Origin of the sequence: Kineococcus sp. TRM81007, assembly GCF_022669155.1 — a bacterium.
Classification (GTDB): Bacteria; Actinomycetota; Actinomycetes; order Actinomycetales; family Kineococcaceae; genus Kineococcus.
In genome coordinates, this window is record NZ_JALBVB010000053.1 from 279,946 (window position 1) to 302,079 (window position 22,134).

Annotated in this window: 17 protein-coding genes; 7 read left to right on the top strand and 10 right to left on the bottom strand. The window is 74.9% G+C overall.

The window, feature by feature from the left end; genetic code table 11:
- Window positions 1-2: 2 nt before the first annotated feature.
- From MN205_RS12810 to MN205_RS12820, 3 genes are all read left to right on the top strand, one after another.
- A complete protein-coding gene (locus MN205_RS12810) occupies window positions 3-908 on the top strand; it encodes an alpha/beta fold hydrolase (protein WP_242127841.1) in 906 nt (301 codons plus the stop codon).
- Window positions 901-1,497, top strand: coding sequence for a TetR/AcrR family transcriptional regulator (locus tag MN205_RS21920; protein WP_242127843.1), 597 nt, complete (start codon window positions 901-903; stop codon window positions 1,495-1,497). The genes MN205_RS12810 and MN205_RS21920 overlap by 8 nt, the downstream gene beginning before the upstream one ends.
- 115 nt (window positions 1,498-1,612) lie before the next feature.
- Window positions 1,613-2,041 (top strand): GyrI-like domain-containing protein, encoded by a 429-nt coding sequence (locus MN205_RS12820; RefSeq protein ID WP_242127844.1) that lies wholly within the window; start codon window positions 1,613-1,615, stop codon window positions 2,039-2,041.
- 48 nt (window positions 2,042-2,089) lie between these two features.
- Here MN205_RS12820 and MN205_RS12825 read toward each other — a convergent pair whose 3' ends face one another.
- The 9 genes from MN205_RS12825 to MN205_RS12865 form a co-directional block, all read right to left on the bottom strand.
- Window positions 2,090-2,662 carry a Pr6Pr family membrane protein gene (locus MN205_RS12825; protein WP_242127846.1) on the bottom strand — a complete coding sequence of 191 codons (573 nt, stop codon included), beginning with the start codon at window positions 2,660-2,662 and terminating at the stop codon, window positions 2,090-2,092.
- Window positions 2,663-2,727: 65 nt separating this feature from the next.
- The gene (locus MN205_RS21925) at window positions 2,728-3,483 is read right to left on the bottom strand and encodes a sirohydrochlorin chelatase (protein ID WP_242127848.1); all 756 of its coding nucleotides are present in this window, start codon (window positions 3,481-3,483) and stop codon (window positions 2,728-2,730) included.
- Entirely contained in the window at window positions 3,480-4,649 is a 1,170-nt protein-coding gene (locus MN205_RS12835) for a uroporphyrinogen-III synthase (RefSeq protein WP_242127850.1), read from the bottom strand. Before MN205_RS12835 ends, MN205_RS21925 begins: the two co-directional genes overlap by 4 nt.
- A 93-nt stretch (window positions 4,650-4,742) precedes the next feature.
- Entirely contained in the window at window positions 4,743-6,032 is a 1,290-nt protein-coding gene (cobA, locus tag MN205_RS12840; protein ID WP_242127852.1) for a uroporphyrinogen-III C-methyltransferase, read from the bottom strand.
- Window positions 6,029-6,355: a Rieske (2Fe-2S) protein gene (locus MN205_RS12845; protein ID WP_242127854.1), complete on the bottom strand. Its 327-nt coding sequence runs from the start codon at window positions 6,353-6,355 to the stop codon at window positions 6,029-6,031. The genes cobA and MN205_RS12845 overlap by 4 nt, the downstream gene beginning before the upstream one ends.
- Window positions 6,352-8,946 carry a nitrite reductase large subunit NirB gene (nirB, locus tag MN205_RS12850; RefSeq protein WP_242127856.1) on the bottom strand — a complete coding sequence of 865 codons (2,595 nt, stop codon included), beginning with the start codon at window positions 8,944-8,946 and terminating at the stop codon, window positions 6,352-6,354. Before nirB ends, MN205_RS12845 begins: the two co-directional genes overlap by 4 nt.
- 5 nt (window positions 8,947-8,951) lie before the next feature.
- The gene (locus MN205_RS12855) at window positions 8,952-9,299 is read right to left on the bottom strand and encodes a molybdopterin oxidoreductase (RefSeq protein WP_242127858.1); all 348 of its coding nucleotides are present in this window, start codon (window positions 9,297-9,299) and stop codon (window positions 8,952-8,954) included.
- A 46-nt stretch (window positions 9,300-9,345) separates the two neighbouring features.
- A complete protein-coding gene (locus MN205_RS12860) occupies window positions 9,346-10,737 on the bottom strand; it encodes an MFS transporter (RefSeq protein WP_242127860.1) in 1,392 nt (463 codons plus the stop codon).
- 158 nt (window positions 10,738-10,895) lie between these two features.
- Window positions 10,896-14,948, bottom strand: coding sequence for a bifunctional nitrate reductase/sulfite reductase flavoprotein subunit alpha (locus MN205_RS12865; RefSeq protein WP_242127862.1), 4,053 nt, complete (start codon window positions 14,946-14,948; stop codon window positions 10,896-10,898).
- Window positions 14,949-15,219: 271 nt separating this feature from the next.
- On the opposite strand from MN205_RS12865, the gene MN205_RS12870 reads away from it, so the two are divergent.
- Window positions 15,220-15,396, top strand: a complete 177-nt coding sequence (locus tag MN205_RS12870) for a hypothetical protein (protein WP_242127864.1) — start codon at window positions 15,220-15,222, stop codon at window positions 15,394-15,396.
- A gap of 69 nt (window positions 15,397-15,465) precedes the next feature.
- On the opposite strand, the gene MN205_RS12875 is transcribed toward MN205_RS12870, so the two are convergent.
- Window positions 15,466-17,481: an aldo/keto reductase gene (locus MN205_RS12875; RefSeq protein WP_242127865.1), complete on the bottom strand. Its 2,016-nt coding sequence runs from the start codon at window positions 17,479-17,481 to the stop codon at window positions 15,466-15,468.
- Window positions 17,482-17,737: 256 nt separating this feature from the next.
- On the opposite strand from MN205_RS12875, the gene ilvD reads away from it, so the two are divergent.
- The 3 genes from ilvD to ilvN all read left to right on the top strand — a co-directional run bounded on the left by ilvD (window position 17,738) and on the right by ilvN (window position 22,129).
- Window positions 17,738-19,417 carry a dihydroxy-acid dehydratase gene (ilvD, locus tag MN205_RS12880; RefSeq protein ID WP_374115934.1) on the top strand — a complete coding sequence of 560 codons (1,680 nt, stop codon included), beginning with the start codon at window positions 17,738-17,740 and terminating at the stop codon, window positions 19,415-19,417.
- Between the two features lie 295 nt (window positions 19,418-19,712).
- Window positions 19,713-21,617: an acetolactate synthase large subunit gene (locus tag MN205_RS12885; protein WP_242127869.1), complete on the top strand. Its 1,905-nt coding sequence runs from the start codon at window positions 19,713-19,715 to the stop codon at window positions 21,615-21,617.
- Window positions 21,617-22,129 carry an acetolactate synthase small subunit gene (gene ilvN, locus MN205_RS12890; RefSeq protein ID WP_242127871.1) on the top strand — a complete coding sequence of 171 codons (513 nt, stop codon included), beginning with the start codon at window positions 21,617-21,619 and terminating at the stop codon, window positions 22,127-22,129. The genes MN205_RS12885 and ilvN overlap by 1 nt, the downstream gene beginning before the upstream one ends.
- The last annotated feature ends 5 nt before the right edge of the window (window positions 22,130-22,134 follow it).

Genomic DNA, 22,134 nt, shown 5'->3' on the forward strand with positions numbered 1-22,134 from the left:
CCGTGACCACCACCGACTTCCTCCACCGCCCCGGCGGCCGGGTCGCCCTCAGGAGTTCCGGCGCCGGTCCGCTCGTCGTCGCCGTGCCCGGCATGGGCGACCTCACCGGTTCCTACCGCGACCTGGCCGGCCCGGTCGTGGAGGCGGGGTACCGGCTCGTCCTCGCCGACCTGCGCGGCCACGGCGCCTCGGACACCACGTTCCGCGAGCACGGCGACGAGGCCACCGCCGGTGACCTCGTCGCGCTGCTGGAGAGCGCGGGGGAGCCCGGGGTCCTCGTGGGGAACTCGATGAGCGCCTCGGCCGCCGTCCTCGCCGCCGCCCGGCGCCCCGACCTCGTCGCCGGCCTGGTGCTGATCTGCCCGTTCCTGCGGCCCACGGGCCCGCGGTGGGCTGACCCGTTGCTGCGCACCGCCTTCCGCGTCCTCCTCGCCCGACCGTGGGGCGCGCGCGCCTGGACGGCGTTCTACGCCCGGCTGAACCGGGGGCGCACCGCGCCGTGGTTGCCGGCGCACCTGGGTGAGCTGCGCGCCTCGTTCAGGGACCCCGCGAGGCTGGGCCAGTTCCGCCGGCTGGCGGTGTCGCTGGACCACTCCGTCGTCCCGCCCGTCCTGCCGGGCGTCAGCGCCCCGGCTCTGCTGGTGGTCGGTGAGCTGGACCCCGACTACCCCGACCCCGCGGCGGAACTGTCGTGGATGGCGCGGCAGCTGCCGTCCGAGACGTTCCTCGTCCCGGACGCGGGCCACTACCCGCACGCGCAGCGCGCCGACCTCGTGGCACCCCGCGTCGTGGAGTTCCTGCACCGGGTGCACCCCGTCGCCGGAACCCCCGTCGCCGGAACCCCCGCCGCCGGAACCGCCACCGCTGGATCCCCCGACGCCACCCCGGTGGGTTCCACCGGTGCCTAGGGCGGGGTTGTCGCGGGACGCGGTGGTCGCCCTGGCCGTCGACCTGGTGGCCGGGTCGTGGGCCGGGCCGGCGGAGCTGTCCCTGGCGGCCGTCGCCGCCCGGGCGGGGGTGACCACCCCGGGTCTCTACAAGCACGTCGGTTCGCTGGCGGACCTGCGTGCCGAGGTGGCTCTGGTGGCCGTGCGGGAACTGACGTCCGCGTGCACGGTGGCCGCCGGCGGGCGGGCGGGGGAGGACGGGTTGCGAGCCCTGGCGCACGCCGTGCGGGCGTTCGCCGCCGAGCGGCCCGGGCTGTACGCCGCGGCCCAGGTCGACGCGGCGGGCGGGGGGACTCCCGAGCTGGCCGCGGCGGCGAGCGAGCTCGTGGGCCTGTTCACCGGCGTCCTGGAGGACTTCGCCCTGCCCCGAGGCCTGCGGGTGGACGCCGTGCGGACCGTGCGTGCCGCCGTCCACGGGTTCGTGGTGCTGCAGGCGCAGGGGGGTTTCCGGCTGCCCGACGACCCCGACCGCAGCGTGGAGACGCTGCTGGACGTCCTCGTCGCCGGCTTGCGCTCGCTCGGCGGGCGGGCCGTCCCCGGCGACCGGTGAGTTCCCGCGCGCCGGGAGGTCCACACCGCGACGGGGCCGCGCAGCGCGGTCCCGCCCCGAGCAGAGGAGCAGGATCGTGGACGTGCAGGGACCCCACCTGACCACCGTGCCTCCGGTGAGCACCGCGGTCGTGCGCGGCGCCGTCGCGCCCGAGGAGCTGGCGACGTTCTTCGACGGCTCCTTCGCGGCGCTGGCGGCGGAGCTGCGCGCGCAGGGCGTCGTGCCGACCGGCGCGGCTCACGCCCTCTACCGCAGCGTGTCCGGGCCCCGCTGGGAGGTGGAGGTCGGTCTCCCCGTCGACCGCTCCGTTCAGCGCGCCGCGGGCGTCGGTCCCGGGCAGCTGCCGGGCGGCCGCGCGGCCACGCTCGTGCACGAGGGCGCCTACGACGGCCTGGGCTCGACGTGGGAGCGGCTGCAGGGGTGGGTGACCCGACAGGGGCTGACCCGCGGGCCGGTGTTCTGGGAGGTGTACCTCACCGAGCCGTCCCCGGACGCCGACCCCGACGACCTGCGGACCGCCCTGTTCCAGCCGGTGGAGGGGTGACGACCACGCTCCGCGCGGTCCGGGTGAGGTCCGGGCGCGGTGCCGCTGTCAGCGCCGCGGCAGGCGGGGTTCCACCGCGCGCAGCAGCGCGGCCAGCAGGACACCGGCGACGAGGACCGTCCCGGTGGCGGCCAGCGCGGCCGGGTACCCGATCGCGGCCGCGTCGAGGAACGGGTACGGGTACCAGCCGGTGAGCGCGCCGTGCGCGAACGTCCACACCACCCACGCCAGCGGCCACGCGAACGCCAGCAGCAGCGTGCGCCGGTCCAGCCGGGGCCGCGGGCCGAACAGCAGCCACCCGGCCAGCGTCGCGGCGGGGGCGCCGTAGTGCTCGACGGCGTCGATCCACCGGTCGACCCCCTGCAGCTGCACGTCCGGCGCGAGCAGGGTCGCGTAGACCACGCCGGTGATCGTGATGCCCAGCAGCGCGTCCAGGCGCAGCACCCGCCAGGCGGGACCGTCGCGGTCCGGGCGGACGGCCAGCGTCGCGCAGGCGCCCAGGACCAGCAGGTTGCTCTGGACGGTGAAGTAGCTGGACCACCGCAGCAGCCCCGTGGCCCCGCTCGCGCTGAGCGTCAGCACGACCTGCACGAGCAGGGCCGTCCCCACGGCCAGGGCCACGGCGGCGTGCCAGACGCGCGAGGCGGTCGCCCACCGCGTTCGGGCGGTGGGCGGCGACCCGCCGCTCAGGGGGCCGTCACCGGCGCGGCCGCCTCGTACCGGCGCACGACGAGGTCCGCCAGCAGCGGGTGCGGTCCCATCGGCTCGGCCACCGCGTCGGCGCCGGCGTCGGCCAGCCGCCGCGAGAACACCCCGGGCGCGAGCAGGTAGCTCGCCACCGCCACCCGCCGCGCCCCGGCCGCGCGGGCGGCGGCCACCGCGTCCGCGACGGCGGGTTCCTGCGCGGACAGGAACCCGCAGGTCACCGGGGCGCGCAACCGTGCGGCCAGCAGGCCGGCGGCGGTGCGCACGTCCGCCTGCGCGACGGCGTCGGAGGAACCCGCCGCGGCCAGCACGACGGCCCCGTCGAAGGTCGCCGGGTCCTCCCCGAGCGCCTCGCCGAGCCGTTGCAGCACCACGTCGGTGACCTCCGGCCCGGGCCCGAGGGCGGCGGCCGCCACGGACAGCCCGCCGCTGGCGCCGACGGCGTCGGCGATGTCGACGCGCACGTGGTACCCGCTGGACAGCAGCAGCGGCACCACGACGCCGCGGCGCCCGGCGGCGCTGAGCTCGCCGACCACGTCGGGCAGCTCCGGGCCGTGGACGTCGACGTGCGCGGCGCGCACGTCCAGGTCGGGGCGGGCCGCGGCCACGGCGGAGCGCAGCGCGTCCACCGTGCGGCGGCCGGTCTCGGAGCGGGTGCCGTGCGAGCAGGCCACGAGGACGGGCCTGGCCGCCGCGGGAGCGGCGGTGGGAGCGGGGCTGGTCACGGGGCTGGTCACGAGGTCTCCAGGACGTCCAGGCGGTAGCCGCGCTTGACGAGCGTGCGCACCAGCTCGCCGCTGGGCAGCCCGGCGCGCAACCGCGCCACGGTCACCTCCACCGCGTGCGCGTCCTGCGCGCCGGGCAGTTCCGCGAGCAGCTCCTCGCGGGTGACGACGGCCCCGCGGGCGCGGGCCAGCCGCCGCAGGACCGCCAGCGGCCCGGGGGCCAGGTCGAGGACCCGGCCGTCCAGCACGGCCGCCTGCGCGCGCAGCACCAGTTCCCCGTGCGCGGTGGGGACGCGGTCCAGCGGGTTCGCCGCCAGGTGCTCGGTCAGGGTGCGCAGCAGCGCACCGAGCCGCCAGCGCTCCGGCACGAGCGGCTCGACGCCCGCGGCGCGCAGCGGTTCGGCGGTGACGTCGCCGACCGCGCAGGCCACGACACCGCTGCCGAAGGCCCGCACGGCGTCCTCACGGCGGCCCGCCCGTTCAGCGGCGTCCAGCAGCGCGACGGCGCCCGGGGCGCTGGTGAACGTCACCGCGTCCAGCCGGCCGGCGCAGACCAGCTCCACCAGGCGCTGCACCGCGTCCGGGTCCGCCGGCGGCAACCAGCGGTAGACCGCTACCCCGCGCACCCGGGCGCCGGCGGCGACGAGGGGCTCCAGCTGGTGCTCGTCGGCGGCGCCGTGCAGCTGCACGACGACCGAGCGGCCCGCCACGCCCTCGTCGACCATGTGCTGCACCGCCTCGGCCGTCTGCTCCGAGGCCGCCGACCACGCCTCCCGCAGGCCGTTGGCGCGCACCGCACCGGTGGCCTTCGGCCCGCGCGCCAGGATGCGCGCCCGGCCGAGGGTGGCGAGGAGGTCGTCGGCGAGGCCGGCGGCGTCGGCGGCCTCCACCCAGCCGCGCAGCCCGATGCCGGTGGTGACGAGCACGTCGTCGGGCGGGTCGGCGACGACGTCGCGGGTGTCGGCCACCAGCTGCTCGTCCTCGGCGAGCGGGACGATCCGCATGGTGGGGGCGTGCACGACGCGGGCCCCCTTGCGCGTGAACGTGGCGACCATGTCCTCGGAGCGGCGGTCGCTGGTGATGCCGATCGTCACCCCGAGGAGTTGCTCGCCGGGCGCGGTCCGGGGTGCCGGTGGCCCGGTCGGCGTGGTGGGCGACGCGTCGTCCGCTGCCAGCATGTCGTTCACCCTCCCGAACAGTAGGCGACGCGGGCGGGGGGCGTCACGAACGCGCCCGCACCGGCCCGCGCACCGGTGCTCACAGGTCCACGCTCACGCGACCGTCGGCGCCCACCGAGCAGGCCCGCGCCGACGACGACCCCGCTCCCGGTCCGCCGCCGGCACCGCGCCGGTCAGGGCGCCGGCCAGGTCGACGACGCCCCCCACGACGACCACGGCCGGGGCCCGCACCCCCGCGTCGCGGGCCACCCGCACCACCTCCGACAGCGGGGCCGTGGTCGTGCGCTGCTGCGGCGTCCACCCAGCCTCCACGAGCGCGACGGGCGTGGCCGGGTCCTTGCCGTTCGCGAGCAGCGCCTCCGCGATCGCCGGCAGCGTGGACACGCCCATGAGCACGACGAGCGTGCCGCCCAGGCGGGCCAGCGCGGCCCCGTCCAGGTCGCCGTGACCGTCGACGACGGTGACCGAGCGCGAGACGCCGCGGTGGGTGACGGGGATGCCCGCCGCCGCCGGCACCGCGAACGCGCTCGTCACGCCGGGCACGACCTCCACCTCCACGCCGGCCGCGCGGCAGGCGAGGACCTCCTCGCCGCCGCGACCCAGCACGTAGCCGTCGCCGCCCTTGAGCCGCACGACGTGCCGGCCGGTGCGGGCCGCCTCGACGAGCAGGCGGTTGATCTCCTCCTGCGGCACCGGGTGGTGCCCGGGCGTCTTGCCGACGTCGACGACCTCCACGCCCTCGCCGAGCTCGCCGAGGACACCGGTGGGGGCGAGGCGGTCGACGACGACGAGGTCGGCCTCGGCCAGGCGCCGCCGGCCGCGCAGGGTCATCAGGTCCACCTCGCCGGGGCCGCCGCCCACGAGCGTGACGCGCCCGGGGTGGCCGGGGACGCGCTCGCGGCGCAGCGGCGCCCCGCCCGCGTCCAGCCACCGGGCGAGGGCCTCCTTCAGCCCCCGCGCGCGGCGCGGGTCGCGACCGGCGGAGACGGAGACGGTCACGGGGCCCGCGGGACCGTCGCGGTGCACCACCGCGGGGGTCCAGGCGGCCGACGCGGTCGCGTCGTCGGCGCGCACGCACCAGGTGCGCCGCTCCTCCGCCGCGGCGGCCAGCGCCCCGTCGGTGGCGGGGTCCCCGGTGGCGGTGTGCACCAGCCAGGTGCCCTCGACGTCGCCGGCGACGGCCTCGCGCTCGTGCCACGTCAGCTGCGCCAGCAGATCGCGAAGGTCCTCGCAGAGCGCCGGGGCGACGACGTGCACGTCGGCGCCGGCCGCCACCAGGTCCGCGGCCCGGCGCGCGGCCACGGGCCCGCCGCCGGCCACGAGGACCCGGCGGCCGGCGAGGTCGAGGTGCAGCGGGTACGGGACCCGTGCCGCGTCCGTCACAGCTCCACCGTGACACGGCCGTCGGGGTCCACCGAGCAGGGGTGCACGGCGATCGGCGGCTGGCCGGTGGTGGACTCGCCGGTGTCCAGGTCGAAGGCGTTCTGGTGCAGAGGGCACACGACGACGCGCTCGTCGATCTGCCCGTCGGCCAGCGGGCCGCCGGCGTGCGGGCAGGTGGCCTGCACGGCGCTGACCTTCCCGCTGCGGCGGCGGAAGAGCGCGACCTGCTCGCCGCCGACGACGTAGGCGCGGCCCTCGCCGACGGGCAGGTCGTCCAGGGGGCACACGTCGTGGCGGGTCGCGCGCTGGGTGGGGACGCTCATCGGGAGACCTCCGCGGTCGAGGGGGTGGCGTTCGAGTTCGAGTGCACCTCGGGGACCAGGCCACCCGGGGCGCCGGCCGGGCGTCGCGGCACCAGCGGCAGGTCCACCAGGGGCAGGGAGGTGCGGAACTGCCCAGGGGTGACGGGCTCCTGGCCCTCCAGCCACGGGTCGCGGTAGTTGTCCACGGTGACCTGCATCCGCTCGTCCAGGCCCGCGGCGAGCCCGTCGCTGTCGTCGACGAGGACGGCGCGGACCCGCTCGATGCCCAGGCGCGGCACGAACTCGTAGGTGCGCTCCAGCCAGTTGCCCCACTCGCGGTAGAACTGGATGAACCGGCCCGCCAGGGTGATGACCTCCTCCGGGGAGTCCACGGTCGCCAGCAGGTCGGCCTTGCGCACCGAGGCGCCCGCAGCACCGCCGACGTGCACCTCCCACTTGCCGTTCCCGACGGCGACGACGCCGATGTCCTTCACGTAGGCCTCGGCGCAGTTGCGCGGGCAGCCGACCACGCCGAGCTTGAGCTTGGCGGGGGTCTCGATGCCCTGGAAGCGGGTCTCCAGGTCGATGCCGAGCTTGGTGGAGTCGCCCAGTCCGAAGCGGCAGAAGTCGGTGCCCACGCACGTCTTCACGGTGCGGACGCTCTTGCCGTAGGCGTACCCGGACGGCATGCCGAGGTCCTTCCACATCCTCGGCAGGTCCTCCTTCTTCACCCCGAGCAGGTCGATGCGCTGCCCGCCGGTGACCTTCACCATGCCGACGTCGTACTTGTCCGCCACGTCGGCGATCGTGCGCAGCTGCTCGGGGGTGGTGACCCCGCCCTTCATCTGCGGCACGACGGAGAAGGTGCCGTCGCGCTGGATGTTGGCGTGCACGCGGTCGTTGATGAACCGCCCGTCGCGCTCCTCCTCGATGCCCTCGGGCCACATCATCCGCAGCAGCGAGGTCAGCCCCATCTTCGACTTGGCGTCCTCGGCACCTCCGGGCGCCAGTTCGCGGAAGACGGCCGAGACGGACTTCAGGCCCCGCTCGCGGATCGCGGTCATCAGTTCCGGCTTGGCCATCGGGACGCCGGGCACGTACCAGTTCGCGGACTCGTCGACGGTCAGGTTCCCGCCGGCCGCCCACTGCGTGATCTGCTCGACGACGGACTTGCAGGAGCCGCAGCCCTTGGCGGCCTTCGTCGCGCCCATGACGGCGTTGAGCGACGTCGCACCGCCCTCGACGGCCTGGACGATCGCCCCCTTGGTGACCCCGTTGCAGTTGCAGACCTGCGCGTCGTCGGCGAGCTCGGCGACGCCCACCTCCTCGCCCGGTGTGCCGAGGTCGAACAGCAGCGACATCCGCTCCTCCGGCAGCGGCAGCCCCTGGTCGAACGCCTGCTGCAGGAAGGTCGTCTTGCGCACGTCACCCAGCAGGGTGGCGCCCACGAGGCGGTCGTCGCGGACGACGACGTTCAGGTAGACGCCGCGGTGCGGTTCGGAGAACACGACGAACTCGTCGTCGTCGTTCTCCGGGCCCGGCAGGCCCATCTGCACCAGGTCGACGCCGGCGACCTTCAGCTTCGTGGCGGTGCGCGAGCCGTGGTACTCCGCCGTCGGGTCGGCGCCGGTGAGGTGGTCGGCCAGGACGCTCGCCTGCTCCCACAGGGGGGCGACGAGGCCGTAGGTCTGGCCGCGGTGCTGCACGCACTCGCCGACGGCGTACACGTCGCCGGCCCCGCCCTCGCAGCGCATCCGGTCGTCCACGACGATGCCGCGCTCGACGTCCAGGCCCGAGGCCAGCGCCACGGTGGTGTTGGGGCGGATGCCCGCGGCGACCACGACCAGGTCGGCGTCCAGGACGCGCCCGTCCGGCAGTTCGACACCCGTCACCCGGTCGGTGCCGTGCACGCCCTTGGTGCGCACCCCGGTGTGCACCGTGATGCCGAGCCCCTCGACGACCCGGCGCAGCACCCGCCCGGCCTCGGGGCCGAGCTGCTGGTTCATCAGGTGCTTCGGCGAGTGCACGAGGTCGACCTGCAGGCCGTGGGTGGCCAGGCCGTGGGCCGCCTCCAGGCCGAGCAGGCCACCGCCGATGACGACAGCCCGGCGGTGCTCGCGCGCCGCGGCGAGCAGCGCCCGCGTGTCGTCGAGGGTGCGGAACCCGAACACCCCGTCCAGCATCGAGCCGTCCTCGCGGCGCAGCCCCTCCATGGTCGGGAAGAACGGCGAGGAGCCGGTGGCGATGACCAGCACGTCGTAGGGCGTGGTGCCGCCCTCGGCGTCGTGGACGACCTTGGCGAAGGTGTCCACGCGGGTGACGGCGACACCGGCACGCAGGTCGATGCCGTTCTCCGTGTACCAGGGCAGGGAGTTCAGGAAGATCGAGTCCTCCTGCTCCTGGCCGGTCAGCACGTGGGAGAGCATGATCCGGTTGTAGTTGCCGTACGGCTCGGCACCGAAGACCGTCACGTCGAACTGCTGCGCGCCGCCGCGCTCGAGGACCTCCTCGACGGCGCGAACGCCGGCCATGCCGTTGCCGACGACGACGAGGCGGCGCTTGTGGTCGCGCTGCTGCGGCAGGGCCGAGGTGCGGGTGGTGGTCGCGGTCACGGGGATCAGACCTCCACGAGTCCGAAGTCGACGACGACGGTGCCGCTGACGCCCTCCGGCGCCGCGACACGCAGTTCCAGGGTGGCGGGCGCCTCGACGTCCTCCACGATGCGCAGCGGGACGTGCACGGACGACCTCGCTCCCACGGGGAACCAGCGCATGGCCACCCCGTCGCGCAGCAGGACCACGCTGATCAGCTCGTCGCACGAGTTGCCCGCGCGCAGGTACACGGGCTGCGCGCGCACGCCGTCCGGCACCGTGTAGGAGGGTGCGCCCTCCAGCGCGCTGGGCTTCTCCAGCCCTGCGCCGGTGAAGGGGTGCGCGCCCTGCAGGAATCGGGGGGTGGAGCTCACGGGGGTCCTCCTGGTGGTCCGGTCGGGGTCCTGGCCGGGCGGGACGTCAGATGCTGCTGCCGGCGAAGCGGGTGGCGCGGCCGTGCACGTAGACGACCGCGGTGACGACGCCGCAGACGGCGTAGAAGGCGATGAAGCCGACGAGGGCGGGGGCCAGCGAGCCGGTGTTCGTGATGGAGGTGGCGAACACGCGCGGGATGATGAACCCGCCGTAGGCGCCGATGCCGGCGGCGATGCCGATGCACGCCGCAGCCTCGCGCTTGGCCAGAGTCAGCGCCGCGGTGTCGCCCGGGGTGATCCCGGCGCGGAACACCGCGGGGATCATCCGGTAGACCGAGCCGTTGCCCATGCCGCTGGCGACGAACAGCACGAGGAACGAGCCGAAGAACAGCGCGAAGCTGCCGATGCTCAGCGCCGCGACGACGCCGATCGCCCCGGCGGCCATGACGGCGTAGGCGCCGATGCTGACGGCGGCGCCGGACACCCTGTCGGACAGGCGGCCCCCGTACGGGCGGGCGAGCGATCCGACGAGGGCGCCGATGAACGCCAGGGTCAGCGGCACGGCCGGCAGGCCGATGAAGCCCCAGTCGAAGGAGACCTCGGGGAACTCGCGCTGGATGAGCGTGGGGAACACCCCGGCGTAGCCGATGAACGAGCCGAAGGTGCCGATGTACAGGAAGGAGATGATCCACGTGTGCTTGTTGCGCACGGCGGCCGCGTAACCGGCGAAGTCGGCCTTCGCGGCGGACAGGTTGTCCATGGACCGCCACGCCAGCACCGCGGCGAGCACCGCCAGGGGGATGATCACCAGCCCGGCGCGCTCCAGGGCCAGCCCGCCGCCGATGACGACGATGATCGGCACGGCGAGCTGGACCACGGCGACGCCGAGGTTCCCGCCCGCCGCGTTGAGGCCGAGGGCGGCGCCCTTCTCCCGCTCGGGGAAGAAGAAGGAGATGTTCGCCATGCTGCTGGCGAAGTTGCCGCCGCCGACGCCGGCGGTCGCGGCCACGAGCACCATGACCCAGAACGGTGTCTGCGGGTTCTGCACGACGACCACCAGGCCGGCGCAGGGCACGATCAGCAGCAGTGCCGACACGATCGTCCAGTTGCGCCCGCCGAAGCGCGGCACGGCGAACGTGTACGGGAAGCGCAGCGTGGCGCCCACCAGGTTGGGGACGGCGATCAGCCAGAACATCTGGTCGGCGGTCAGCGAGAAGCCCGCGCCGTTCAGCGACGGCGTGACGATCGTCCACAGCTGCCAGACGGAGAAGCCGAGGAACTCGGCGAAGATGGACAGCCGCAGGTTGCGCCGGGCGGCGGGACGGCCCGTGGACTCCCACTGGGCGCGGTCCTCGGGGTCGTAGTGGTCGATCCACCGGCCGGGACGGGGCCGCGGGATCGTGCCGAGCGCCGGGTCGCGCTCCTCGGTGACGGCCATGTGCTGACTCCTCGCTGGGGTCGGGTCGTGGCACCGACGGTAGGCAGGGCGTGTTACCGGTCTCGTTCACCCGTGTTTCGCGGGCGACACGTTGTCCTCACCCCCCGGGCCCGTTGCTGTGAGGCCGCGCGGCGGACGACGCCTCAGCGGACGTCCCGTCAGTAGACGTCCCGCAGGTACCGCTTGTCCGCGGCGAGCTCCTTGACGTGGTTGGCGGCCTCCTGGTCGTCCATGCCCCCGTGCACCTCCGCGATCCGCCGCAGCGCGGCGTCGACGTCCTTGGCCATCCGGGTCGCGTCGCCGCACACGTAGAGCGAGGCGCCCTCCTGCAGCCACGCCCACAGCTGCTCACCGTGCTGGAGCATGCGGTCCTGCACGTAGACCTTCTCGTCCTGGTCGCGCGAGAACGCCAGCGTCAGCCGGGTGAGGAAGCCGTCCTCGCGCATGCCCTCCAGCTCCTCGCGGTAGTAGTAGTCGCTCGCGGAGCGCCGTTCGCCGAAGAAGAGCCAGTTGCGGCCGGTGTGCCCCAGGGCGCGCCGCTCGTGCAGGAAGGCCCGGAACGGCGCCACGCCCGTGCCCGGACCCACCATGACCATCGGAGCGTCGGGGTCGGACGGCGGGCGGAAGGAGGTGGCCGGCTGCACGAAGACCGGCACCCGCTCGCCCTCGCGGCAGCGGTCCGCGAGGAACGTCGAGCACAGCCCGCCCCGCGCACGGCCGTCCACCTCGTGGCGCACCACGCCCACCGTCAGCTGGACCTCGCGCGGGTCCACCAGCGGCGAGGAGGAGATGGAGTACTGGCGCGGCTGCAGCCGCTTCAGGACCCCCGTCCACTCGTCGGCCTCGGCGCGCGCGGGGAAGCGGGCCAGGAGGTCGGCCACGGAGCGCCCCCGCAGCCAGGTGCGCAGCTCGCCGGCCCTCTCGGGGCTGAGCAGGCCGCCCAGCTCGCCGCCGCGCGAGCGCGCCGCCACCAGCCCGAGCAGCTCGGGGCCGGCCCGCCGCAGGTCCAGGTGCCGGGTGGCGGCCTCCCGCCAGCTCGTCTCCCCGACGCCCTCCAGGTGCACCGCGGCGTCGGCGGGCAGGCCGGTGACGCGCAGGAACTCGTCCACCTCCGTCTCGTCGTTGACGGCCCACACGCCCAGCGCGTCACCGGCGCGGTAGGTGACGTCCTCGGGCAGGGCGAAGGCGAAGCGGCGCACCTCCTTGTCGGAGGAGGGGGCGGTCAGGCGCTCGTTGCGCACCAGCGGCGCGGGCACCGGGGCGTTCCGGTTGCCGCCGCGCGCCGGCGCGCGCACTGCCACGGGGTCGGTGCCCACTCGCGGGGCGGGGACGGCGGGGCGGTCCGGCGCGGCGGTCGTGGGCGGCCCCAGGCGTTCCAGGACCGCGCGGAACCAGCGTTCGGCCTTGTCGTCCTCGCCCGGTTCGCAGTCGGCGCGCTCGGCGAGGCGGGCCGCGCCCAGCTCGGCCAGGCGCGCGTCGAGCCGGCGACCGTGCCCGCAGAAGTCGTCGTAGCTGGAGTCGCCCATCGCCAGGACGGCGAAGCGGGTGGCCTCCAGCCGGGGTGCGTCCGGCGCGTTCAGCGCCGACCAGAGGGCCGTGCCGTTGTCGGGGGCGTCGCCGTCACCGAAGGTGCTGGTCACCACCAGGACGGTTCCCGTCCCCGCCACGGCCGCCGGGTCGACGGCGTCCATCCCGCGCAGGTCCACGGCGTACCCGCCGGCGCGCAGCTGATCGGCGAAGACCGCGGCGCGCTGCTCGGCGCCGCCCGTCTGCGAGGCCCACAGCACCGTCACGGGCTGTGGGCCGGGCCCGTCGGCGACGCGCTCCGGCGCGCGCGAGAACATCCCCGCGAGCAGGCCGTCCACCCACGCGCGGGTGCGGGTGTCGAACGGCGCGGACGGCGGGAGCACCGGCACGCCCGTGACGCCGTCCTGGCGCCGCCCCCACAGCAGGCCGTCGAGGTAGGTGCGCTGCACGTCGTCCAGCGGCGGGGGTGCGCCGGGTGCCGTGGTCAGGGCGGGTCCGGTGGCCCGCTGCGCCGCCGGCGCGTCCGGGCGGGGAGCGACCCGGGTCAGGCGCACCGCGCAGGCCTTGAACTCCGGCTGGAACGAGACGGGGTCCACCGCGTCGTTCGTCACGGCGTTGACGGCCAGGTACTCCCCGTGGGAGTCGTTCCAGTGGAACGGCGCGAAGCACGTGCCGGGGCGCACGCGGTCGCTGACGCGGGCCGGGAGGACGGCGCGGCCGCGCCGGGACGCGAGCTCGACGAGGTCGCCCTCGGCGGCGCCCAGCGAGCCGGCGTCGTCGGGGTGCAGCTCCAGGAACGGTTCGGGGTTCAGCTTCGTGAGTTCGGGGACCCTGCCCGTCTTGGTCATGGTGTGCCACTGGTGCGGCAGCCGGCCGGTGGTCAGCAGGAACGGGTGCTCGTCGTCGGGCAGCTCGGCGGGGTCCAGGTGCGGGCGGGCGTGGAACCGCGCCCGCCCGTCCGGGGTCGCGAAGCGGAACCCGTCGCCGTCGCGGTAGCGGATCGGGTTGCGCCGGCCCTCGGCGCCGGGCGGGCTGGGCCACTGCGCCGGGCCGCCGCGCAGCTTGGCGTAGTCGATGCCGCGCAGGTCGTAGCCGGTGGCGGGGTTCGCGAAGCGGCGCAGCTCGTCGAAGACCTCCTCGGAGGAGGAGAACGAGAACGCCTCGCCGTACCCCAGCTCGGTGGCGACCATCGCGATGAGCCGCCAGTCCGGGACCGCGTCGCCGGGTGCGTCGACGGCCTGCGGCAGCAGCGTCAGGGTGCGCTCGGAGTTCACGGTGACGTAGGTGGACTCCGCCCACAGCGCCGCCGGCAGCAGCACGTCGGCGTACTGCGCCGTCTCGGTGTCGGCGAACACGTCCTGGCAGATCACCAGCTCGGCGGCCTCGAGCCCCTCGATGACGGTGCGGCGGTTGGCGACCGAGGCGACGGGGTTGGTGCAGACGATCCAGCACGCCTTGACCTCACCGGCCGCCATGCGCTCGAACACGTCGATCGTGCCGGCGCCCACGTCGGGGCGGATCGTCCCGCCCGGCAGGCCCCACACGTCCTCCGTGAAGGCCCGGTCCTCCTCGGCGAGCACGGAGCGCTGCCCCGGCAGGCCCGGGCCCATGTACCCCATCTCGCGGCCGCCCATCGCGTTCGGCTGGCCGGTCAGGGAGAACGGGCCGCTGCCGCGCCTGCCGATCGCGCCGGTGGCCAGGTGCAGGTTGCACAGGGCGTTGGTGTTCCACGTGCCGTGGGTGCTCTGGTTCAGCCCCATCGTCCAGCACGACATCCAGTTGCCGGCCTCACCGATCCAGCGGGCGGCGGTGCGCAGGTCCTCCTCGGCCACACCGGTGACCTCGCTGACGGCGGCGGGGGAGTAGTCGGCGAGCATCGCCTCGACGGCGTCCCACCCGTCGGTCCACCGCTCGATGAAACCCCGGTCGACGTGGCCGTCCTCGACGAGCAGGTGCAGCAACCCGTTCAGCAGCGCCAGGTCGGTCCCCGGCCGGATCTGCAGGAACAGGTCGGCGCGCTCGGCGGTGGCGGTGCGGCGCGGGTCCACCACGATGAGCTTCGCGCCCGCCTTGAGCCGGTCGGCCATGCGCAGGAAGAGGATCGGGTGGCAGTCGGCCATGTTGGAACCGGTGACGAGGAAGACGTCGGCGTGGTCGAAGTCGTCGTAGGAGCCCGGGGGGCCGTCGGCGCCCAGGGAGGACTTGTAGCCGGCCCCGGCGCTGGCCATGCACAGCCGCGAGTTCGACTCCAGGTGGCGAGTGCGCAGGTAGCCCTTGGCCAGCTTGGTCGCCAGGTACTGCGCCTCCAGGGACATCTGCCCGGACACGTACAGCGCCACGGCGTCCGGGCCGTGCTCGTCGACGATCGCGCGCAGCCGTGCCGCGGTGCTGCGGACCGCTTCACCGAGCTCGGCCGGGACCGGCTCGGTGCCGCGCTCGGCGCGCACGTGCGCGCGCTCCAGGCGGCCGCCGGCCAGCGTGAAGCGCGCGCTGGTGGCGCCCTTGGTGCACAGCCGCCCCGCGTTGGCCGGGTGCTCCTTGTCGCCGGTGACGCCCGCCACGACCCGCCTGCCGGTGGTCGGGTCGGTCTCGACCTGCAGGACGATCCCGCAGCCGACGCCGCAGTAGGAGCAGGACGTGCGCACCGTCCGCCGGGCAGGGTCGGTGGGGGTCTCGGGCGCCATGCGCCCAGGACAGCCGATCCGTGTTTCAGGCTCGTTTCCCGGCCGTCACGCCGCCGCTGCCTCGTCCTCTCAGCGGTGCGCCGCCGTTGAGAGCCCCCTGGGCGGGCGCCCGCGCACCTGCGCTCGGCGGGGGCCGGGCAGCACGTGATCGACCCGTTACCATCGTGGTGCCTGTCCCGCCACCCGCGCCAGGCCACCCAGACCCGCCGGCCGCCCGGCCCGCGGGCACGCACGCCCGGGCGGGTACGCACCGGGGCGAGGAGAGGCACCGATGGACAAGCTCACCCTGCTGCAGGTCAGCAACCGCTACGACGTGGACGTCGCGACCCTGCACCAGCTCGTCGGCCGCCGGCTGCTGCCGTCGCCGACGTGGACCGACGGCCGCCTGGGGTGGCGCGCCGAGGAGGTCCGCGAGCCGCTGCGCGAGCTGGGGCTGACGCGGCGCTGACGGGAGGCGGGAGGAGTGCCCCGGCGCGCGGTGCGCCGGGACCCTCCTCGTGCGGGGGCGCCCTGCGCCTCAGCCCTCGCGCAGGTCCAGCCGGGCCACCTGCGCCTCGTCCAGCTCCACGCCGAGCCCGGCGATCGAGGAGCGCAGCTCCTCGACGCTGCGCGGCCCCACGATCGGGAACGTGGGGAACGGCTGGGCCAGCACGAACGCCAGCGCCACCGCGGTCGCCGGCACCCCCAGGTCCGCGGCCAGCTCCTCCGCGCGGCGCTTGCGCTCGAAGTTGGCGTCGCTGTAGTAGCAGCGCACCAGCTCGGCGTCGCGGCGGTCGGCCGGGTCGGCGCGGGCGAAGAAGCCCCGGGCCTGCGAGGACCACGGCAGCAGCGGGACCTGCCGTTCGGTCAGCCAGCGCTTGGAGCCGGCGTCGGTGACGTGCTCGCACCCCGTCCAGGGCACGTCGAGCGCCTCCGCCAGACCGAAGTGGTTGCTCAGGACCGACAGCCCCCGCCTGCCGTTCGCGGCCGCCCAGGCGTTCGCCTCGTCGAACCGCTCCCTCGACCAGTTGGAGACACCGAACACGCCGATGCGGCCGGCGTCCGCGTGCTCGTTGAGCACGTCGACGAACTCGCCGACCGGCACGTCGGGGTTGTCGCGGTGCAGCAGGTACATCTCGGCGCTCTCGCGCTGGTGGTTCTCCAGCGACTCCAGCAGCTGCCACGTCATGCCCTGCGGGGTGCACTCGGGGGTGTGCCCGCCCTTGGCGACGACCACCGCCTCGGAGTGCAGGCCGCGGTTCGTCAGCCACTGCCCCAGCAGCTTCTCGTAGCGGCCCTGCCCGTACCACCACGAGGTGTCGAACGTCGTGCCACCCGCCTCCCAGAACGCGTCGAACAACGCGGAGGCGTGCGCGAGGTCTGGCTGGTTGTCGACACCCATCACGATGCGGGACAACGGCTTCGTCAGCCCGTCCACCTTCCCGTAGCGCATGGGGTTCGGGGTGCCGACCCGCAGCGGCAGGCCGGAGACGGTGGGGATCGCCGCGGTGTCGCGCTCGAACGGGTAGCGCACGCCGACCGCCGCGCGCCAGCGGTCCAGCACCGCGGACGTGGCCAGCGCGTCGTCCAGGGAGTGCTCCGGGGCCCCGGTGGAGACGTCCTCGCCCCGCCCGGCCGCCTCCGCCAGGCGGGCCACCGCGGCGGCCTCGGCGGCGTAGGGCAGGTGCCCCTCGGTCTCGGGGCCGAAGGTCAGGACCCGATCGGCCTCGCCGGCGCGGCGCACCACGATGCCGGTGCCGGCCCCGATCGCCCACGGGTCGGCCAGGTGGATCGAACCGGTCGTGCCGTGCACCGCCACCGCCGGCGGCTCGGCCAGCCGCACGCCGGTGCGCACGGTGGCGGTGACACCGCCGTCGAACTCCAGGGCGGCCACCGCCCACTCGTCCACGCCGGTGCCGCCGACGGTCCCGCCGCCGCGCAGAGACGTCAGCACCGCCGGCCGGCCCAGCGCGGCGGCCGCGACGGCGCGCGCCATCGTCACCGGGTACCCGCCCACGTCGAGGATCCCGCCGCCGGCCAGGTCCGCGTCGAACAGGCGGCCGGTGGGGGAGCCGGCGGCGAAGGAGAAGCTCGCGTCGACGTGCAGCACCCGGCCGACGGCGCCGGAGCGCACCAGGTCCAGCAGGGCGCGCTGCTGCGGGTGGAAGGCGTACATGTACGCCTCGACCAGGACGCGGCCGCTGGTGCGCGCGGCGTCCACGACGGCCATGACGCTGCCGTGGTTCGGCGCCAGCGGCTTCTCGCACAGCACGTGCTTGCCCGCGCGCAGCGCGGCGATCGCCAGGGGGGCGTGGACGGTGTGCACGGTGGCGACGTAGACGGCGTCGACGTCCGGGTCGGCGATCACCTCGTCGTGGGTGCCGGTGCGCGCGCCCGGGGCGACCTCGTCGGCGAACGCCCGCGCGCGCTCGGCGGCGGAGCTGCCGACGGCCACGACGGCACCCGCCCCGGAGGCGGGCAGCTGCGAGGCGAAGCGGCGGGCGATGGCGCCGGGGCCGAGGACGGCCCAGCGCAGGGGAGCAGGGGGCGTCACGGGACGCTCCTTCGCGATCGTGGGGGGAGCGCCGTGATCGTCCACGGCGGCCCGTGGAGCCTAGGGACGCCCCGCGCGGCGGGTCAACGCCCCGCGCGGCGGGTCAACGCCCCGAGCCGTGTCCCGGAGCCCCCCGCGGCACCCGGCGGGTTCGCGGCCCGGCGCCTAGACTCGGCGCGTGATCCAGGACACCCCCTCGAACGCCCCGGCGGCGCAGGCGGACGGCGACGGCCCCCGCGCGGTCCCCGGCGTCGACATCAAGCCCCGCAGCCGCCAGGTCACCGACGGGCTGGAGGCGACGGCCTCGCGCGGGATGCTCCGCGCGGTCGGCATGGGCGACGAGGACTGGGTCAAGCCGCAGATCGGCGTGGCCTCCAGCTGGAACGAGATCACCCCCTGCAACCTGTCCCTGGACCGCCTGGCGAAGTCCGTGAAGGACGGCGTGCACGCCGCGAAGGGGTTCCCGCTGGAGTTCGGCACGATCTCCGTCTCCGACGGCATCTCCATGGGCCACCAGGGCATGCACTACTCCCTGGTCAGCCGCGAGGTCATCGCCGACTCCGTGGAGACGGTGGTCAGCGCCGAGCGCCTGGACGGCTCGGTGCTGCTCGCCGGGTGCGACAAGTCGCTGCCGGGGATGCTCATGGCCGCCGCCCGCCTGGACCTGGCCAGCGTGTTCCTCTACGCGGGCACGATCCTGCCCGGGCGCGCGAAGCTGTCCGACGGCAGCGAGCACGAGGTCACCCTCATCGACGCCTTCGAGGCGGTGGGGGCCTGCGCGCGCGGGCTGATGTCCCGCGAGGACGTCGACACCATCGAGCGCGCCATCTGCCCGGGCGAGGGCGCCTGTGGCGGCATGTACACCGCGAACACCATGGCCGCTGCCGCGGAGGCGCTGGGCATGTCGCTGCCGGGCAGCGCGGCCCCGCCGGCCACGGACCGCCGCCGCGACGGGTTCGCCCGCCGCTCCGGCCAGGCCGTGGTGAACCTCCTCGCCCACGGGATCACCGCCCGGCAGGTCATGACCAAGGAGGCGTTCGAGAACGCCATCGCCGTGGTCATGGCGCTGGGCGGCTCCACCAACGCGGTGCTGCACCTGCTGGCCATCGCCTACGAGGCCGAGGTGGACCTGACGCTGGCGGACTTCGACCGCATCGCGGGGAAGGTGCCGCACCTGGGCGACCTGAAGCCCTTCGGCCGGCACGTCATGGTCGACGTGGACCGCATCGGCGGCATCCCCGTCGTCATGCGCGCGCTGCTGGACGCGGGCCTGCTGCACGGGGACACCCTGACGGTGACGGGGAGGACGATGGCGGAGAACCTCGCGGAGATCTCCCCGCCGGACGTCGACGGCGTGGTGCTGCGGGCGCTGGACGACCCGATCCACCGCACCGGCGGCATCACGGTCCTCTCGGGCAACCTGGCCCCGGGTGGTGCGGTCGTCAAGAGCGCCGGGTTCGACTCGGAGGTCTTCGAGGGCACCGCGCGGGTGTTCGAGCGCGAGCGCGCTGCGCTGGACGCGCTGGAGGACGGCACGATCGGCGCCGGCGACGTCGTGGTCATCCGCTACGAGGGCCCCAAGGGCGGCCCGGGCATGCGCGAGATGCTCGCCATCACGGGGGCGATCAAGGGCGCCGGGCTGGGCAAGGACGTGCTGCTGCTGACCGACGGGCGCTTCTCCGGCGGCACCACGGGCCTGTGCGTGGGGCACGTCGCGCCGGAGGCCGTCGACGGCGGGCCGATCGCGCTCGTGCGCGACGGCGACCGGATCCGCCTGGACGTGGCGGGCAAGACGCTGGAGGTGCTCGTCGACGACGCCGAGCTGGCGGCGCGGCGCGAGGGGTGGGAGCCGCTGCCCCCGGTGTTCACCCGCGGCGTGCTGGCCAAGTACGCCAAGCAGGTGCAGTCCGCCTCCGTGGGGGCCGTCTGCTCCTGACGGCCGGGTCGGCCGAGGGCACACCCTGTCCAGCAGGTGGACTCGTTGTCCACGATGTGAGACACGAGGTGCCCTCGGCTGACATCGCCCGGAGGTGCGACTACCGTGCTGGGCATGCGGTTCCTCGTAGCCATCGGACAGCGCGCCCGCTGAGGTCGACGACGATCGACCCGCCGAGCGCGCGACCCCTCGCCCACCTCGCGGCGCAGGGGTCTTTTCGCGTCCGGCGCACCGAGCGGCCGGCCGCGTCCGACGACTGCAGGACCCGAGCCGCACCGCCGAGGAGGACACCGAGATGGCCCACGAGCCGATCAGCGCCCCGCCGATCAGCACCCAGCCGGCCGGTGAGCAGAGCCGCGACGGCCTGCCGCTGGACCCCACGCTCCCCGTCGCGTCGCTCACCGGCGCGCAGAGCCTCATCCGCTCCCTCGAGGCGGTAGGTGTCGAGGTCGTCTTCGGCATCCCCGGCGGCGCGATCCTGCCCGCGTACGACCCGCTGATGGACTCCCCGCACGTGCGCCACATCCTCGTGCGCCACGAGCAGGGCGCCGGCCACGCGGCCGAGGGGTACGCGGTGGCCACCGGCAAGGTCGGCGTCTGCATGGCGACCTCCGGCCCCGGCGCGACGAACCTCGTCACCCCGATCGCCGACGCCAACATGGACTCCGTCCCGATGGTGGCGATCACCGGTCAGGTGGCCGCGGCGGCGATCGGCACGGACGCCTTCCAGGAAGCCGACATCGCCGGGATCACCATCCCGATCACCAAGCACAACTACCTCGTGACCGACCCCGCGGAGATCCCGCGCGTGATCGCCGAGGCGTTCCACCTCGCCGCCACCGGCCGCCCCGGCCCCGTGCTCGTGGACGTCGCCAAGTCCGCGCTGCAGGCGCGCACCTCCTTCGAGTGGCCCACCTCGGTGGACCTGCCCGGCTACCGCCCCGTGGTCCGCCCGCACGGCAAGCAGGTGAAGGAGGCCGCGCGCCTCATCGCGGCCGCGAAGCGACCGGTGCTCTACGTCGGCGGCGGCGTGGTCAAGGCCGACGCCGCCCCCGAGCTGCGCGCCCTGGCCGACCTGACCGGCATCCCCGCCGTGACGACCCTCATGGCCCGCGGCGCGCTGCCCGACTCGCACCCCTCCAACCTGGGCATGCCGGGCATGCACGGCACCGTCGCTGCGGTGGCGGCGCTGCAGAAGTCCGACCTGCTCATCACCCTGGGGGCGCGCTTCGACGACCGCGTCACCGGCGAGCTGTCCAGCTTCGCGCCCGGCGCCAAGGTCATCCACGCCGACATCGACCCCGCCGAGATCGGCAAGAACCGGGCGGTGGACGTGCCGATCGTCGGCGACGCCAAGCTCGTCCTGGCGGAGCTGGCCACCGCGGTGGTCGCGGAGTTCGAGGCGAACGGCCGCGCCGACATCGGCGCGTGGACCGCTCAGACCGACGCGTGGCGCTCGACCTACCCCCTGGGCTACACCGCGCCGGACGACGGCACCCTCTCCCCGCAGCACGTCATCGAGCGCATCGGCGCCATCGCCGGCCCGGAGGCGGTCTACGTCTCCGGCGTGGGGCAGCACCAGATGTGGTCCGCGCAGTTCGTCAAGTACGAGAACCCGCGTACCTGGCTGAACTCCGGGGGCCTGGGGACCATGGGCTACGCGGTGCCGGCGGCCATGGGCGCCAAGGTCGGCCGCCCCGACACCGTCGTGTGGGCCATCGACGGCGACGGCTGCTTCCAGATGACCAACCAGGAGCTGGCCACCTGCACCCTGAACGGGATCCCCGTGAAGGTGGCCGTCATCAACAACTCCAGCCTGGGCATGGTCCGGCAGTGGCAGACGCTCTTCTACTCCGAGCGCTACTCCAACACCGACCTGCACTCCGGCGACCACTCGACGCACTCCGCGCCGGTCCCGGACTTCGTCAAGCTCGCCGACGCCTACGGCTGCGTGGGCCTGCGCTGCGAGCGTCCCGAGGACGTCGACGCCACCATCGAGAAGGCGATGGCGATCAACGACGTGCCCGTGGTGATCGACTTCCGCGTCCACCGCGACGCCATGGTCTGGCCGATGGTCGCCGCCGGCGTCAGCAACGACCAGATCCAGTACGCCCGCGGGCTGTCCCCGGAGTGGGACCGCGAGGCCGACAGCGACGGCGTGTCCAGCGACGACCCCGCCGCGCAGAAGGTGATCTCCTGATGAGCCGCCACACCCTCTCCGTCCTGGTCGAGAACCGGCCGGGTGTCCTGATGCGCATCACCTCGCTGTTCGCGCGCAGGAACTTCAACATCCACTCCCTCACGGTCGGACCGACCGAGCGCAGCGAGATCTCCCGGATGACCATCGTCGTCGACGTGGAGTCGCAGCCCCTGGAGCAGGTGACGAAGCAGCTCAACAAGCTGATCAACGTCTTGAAGATCGTCGAGCTGGAGGACGACGCCTCGGTCCAGCGCGAGCTGCTGCTCGTGAAGGTCCGCGCCGACGCCTCCGTCCGCGGCGAGGTCGTCGACACCGTGGCGCTGTTCCGCGCGCACGTCGTCGACGTCTCCCCGGACGCGGTCACCGTCGAGGCCACGGGCAGCCCCGGCAAGCTGGCCGCGCTGCTGCGGGTGCTGGAACCGTTCGGCATCCGCGAGCTCGTCCAGTCCGGTTCCGTCGCGCTGGCGCGCGGCGGCCGGGCCATCTCCGACCGCGCCCTGCGCTCGGCCTGATCCGT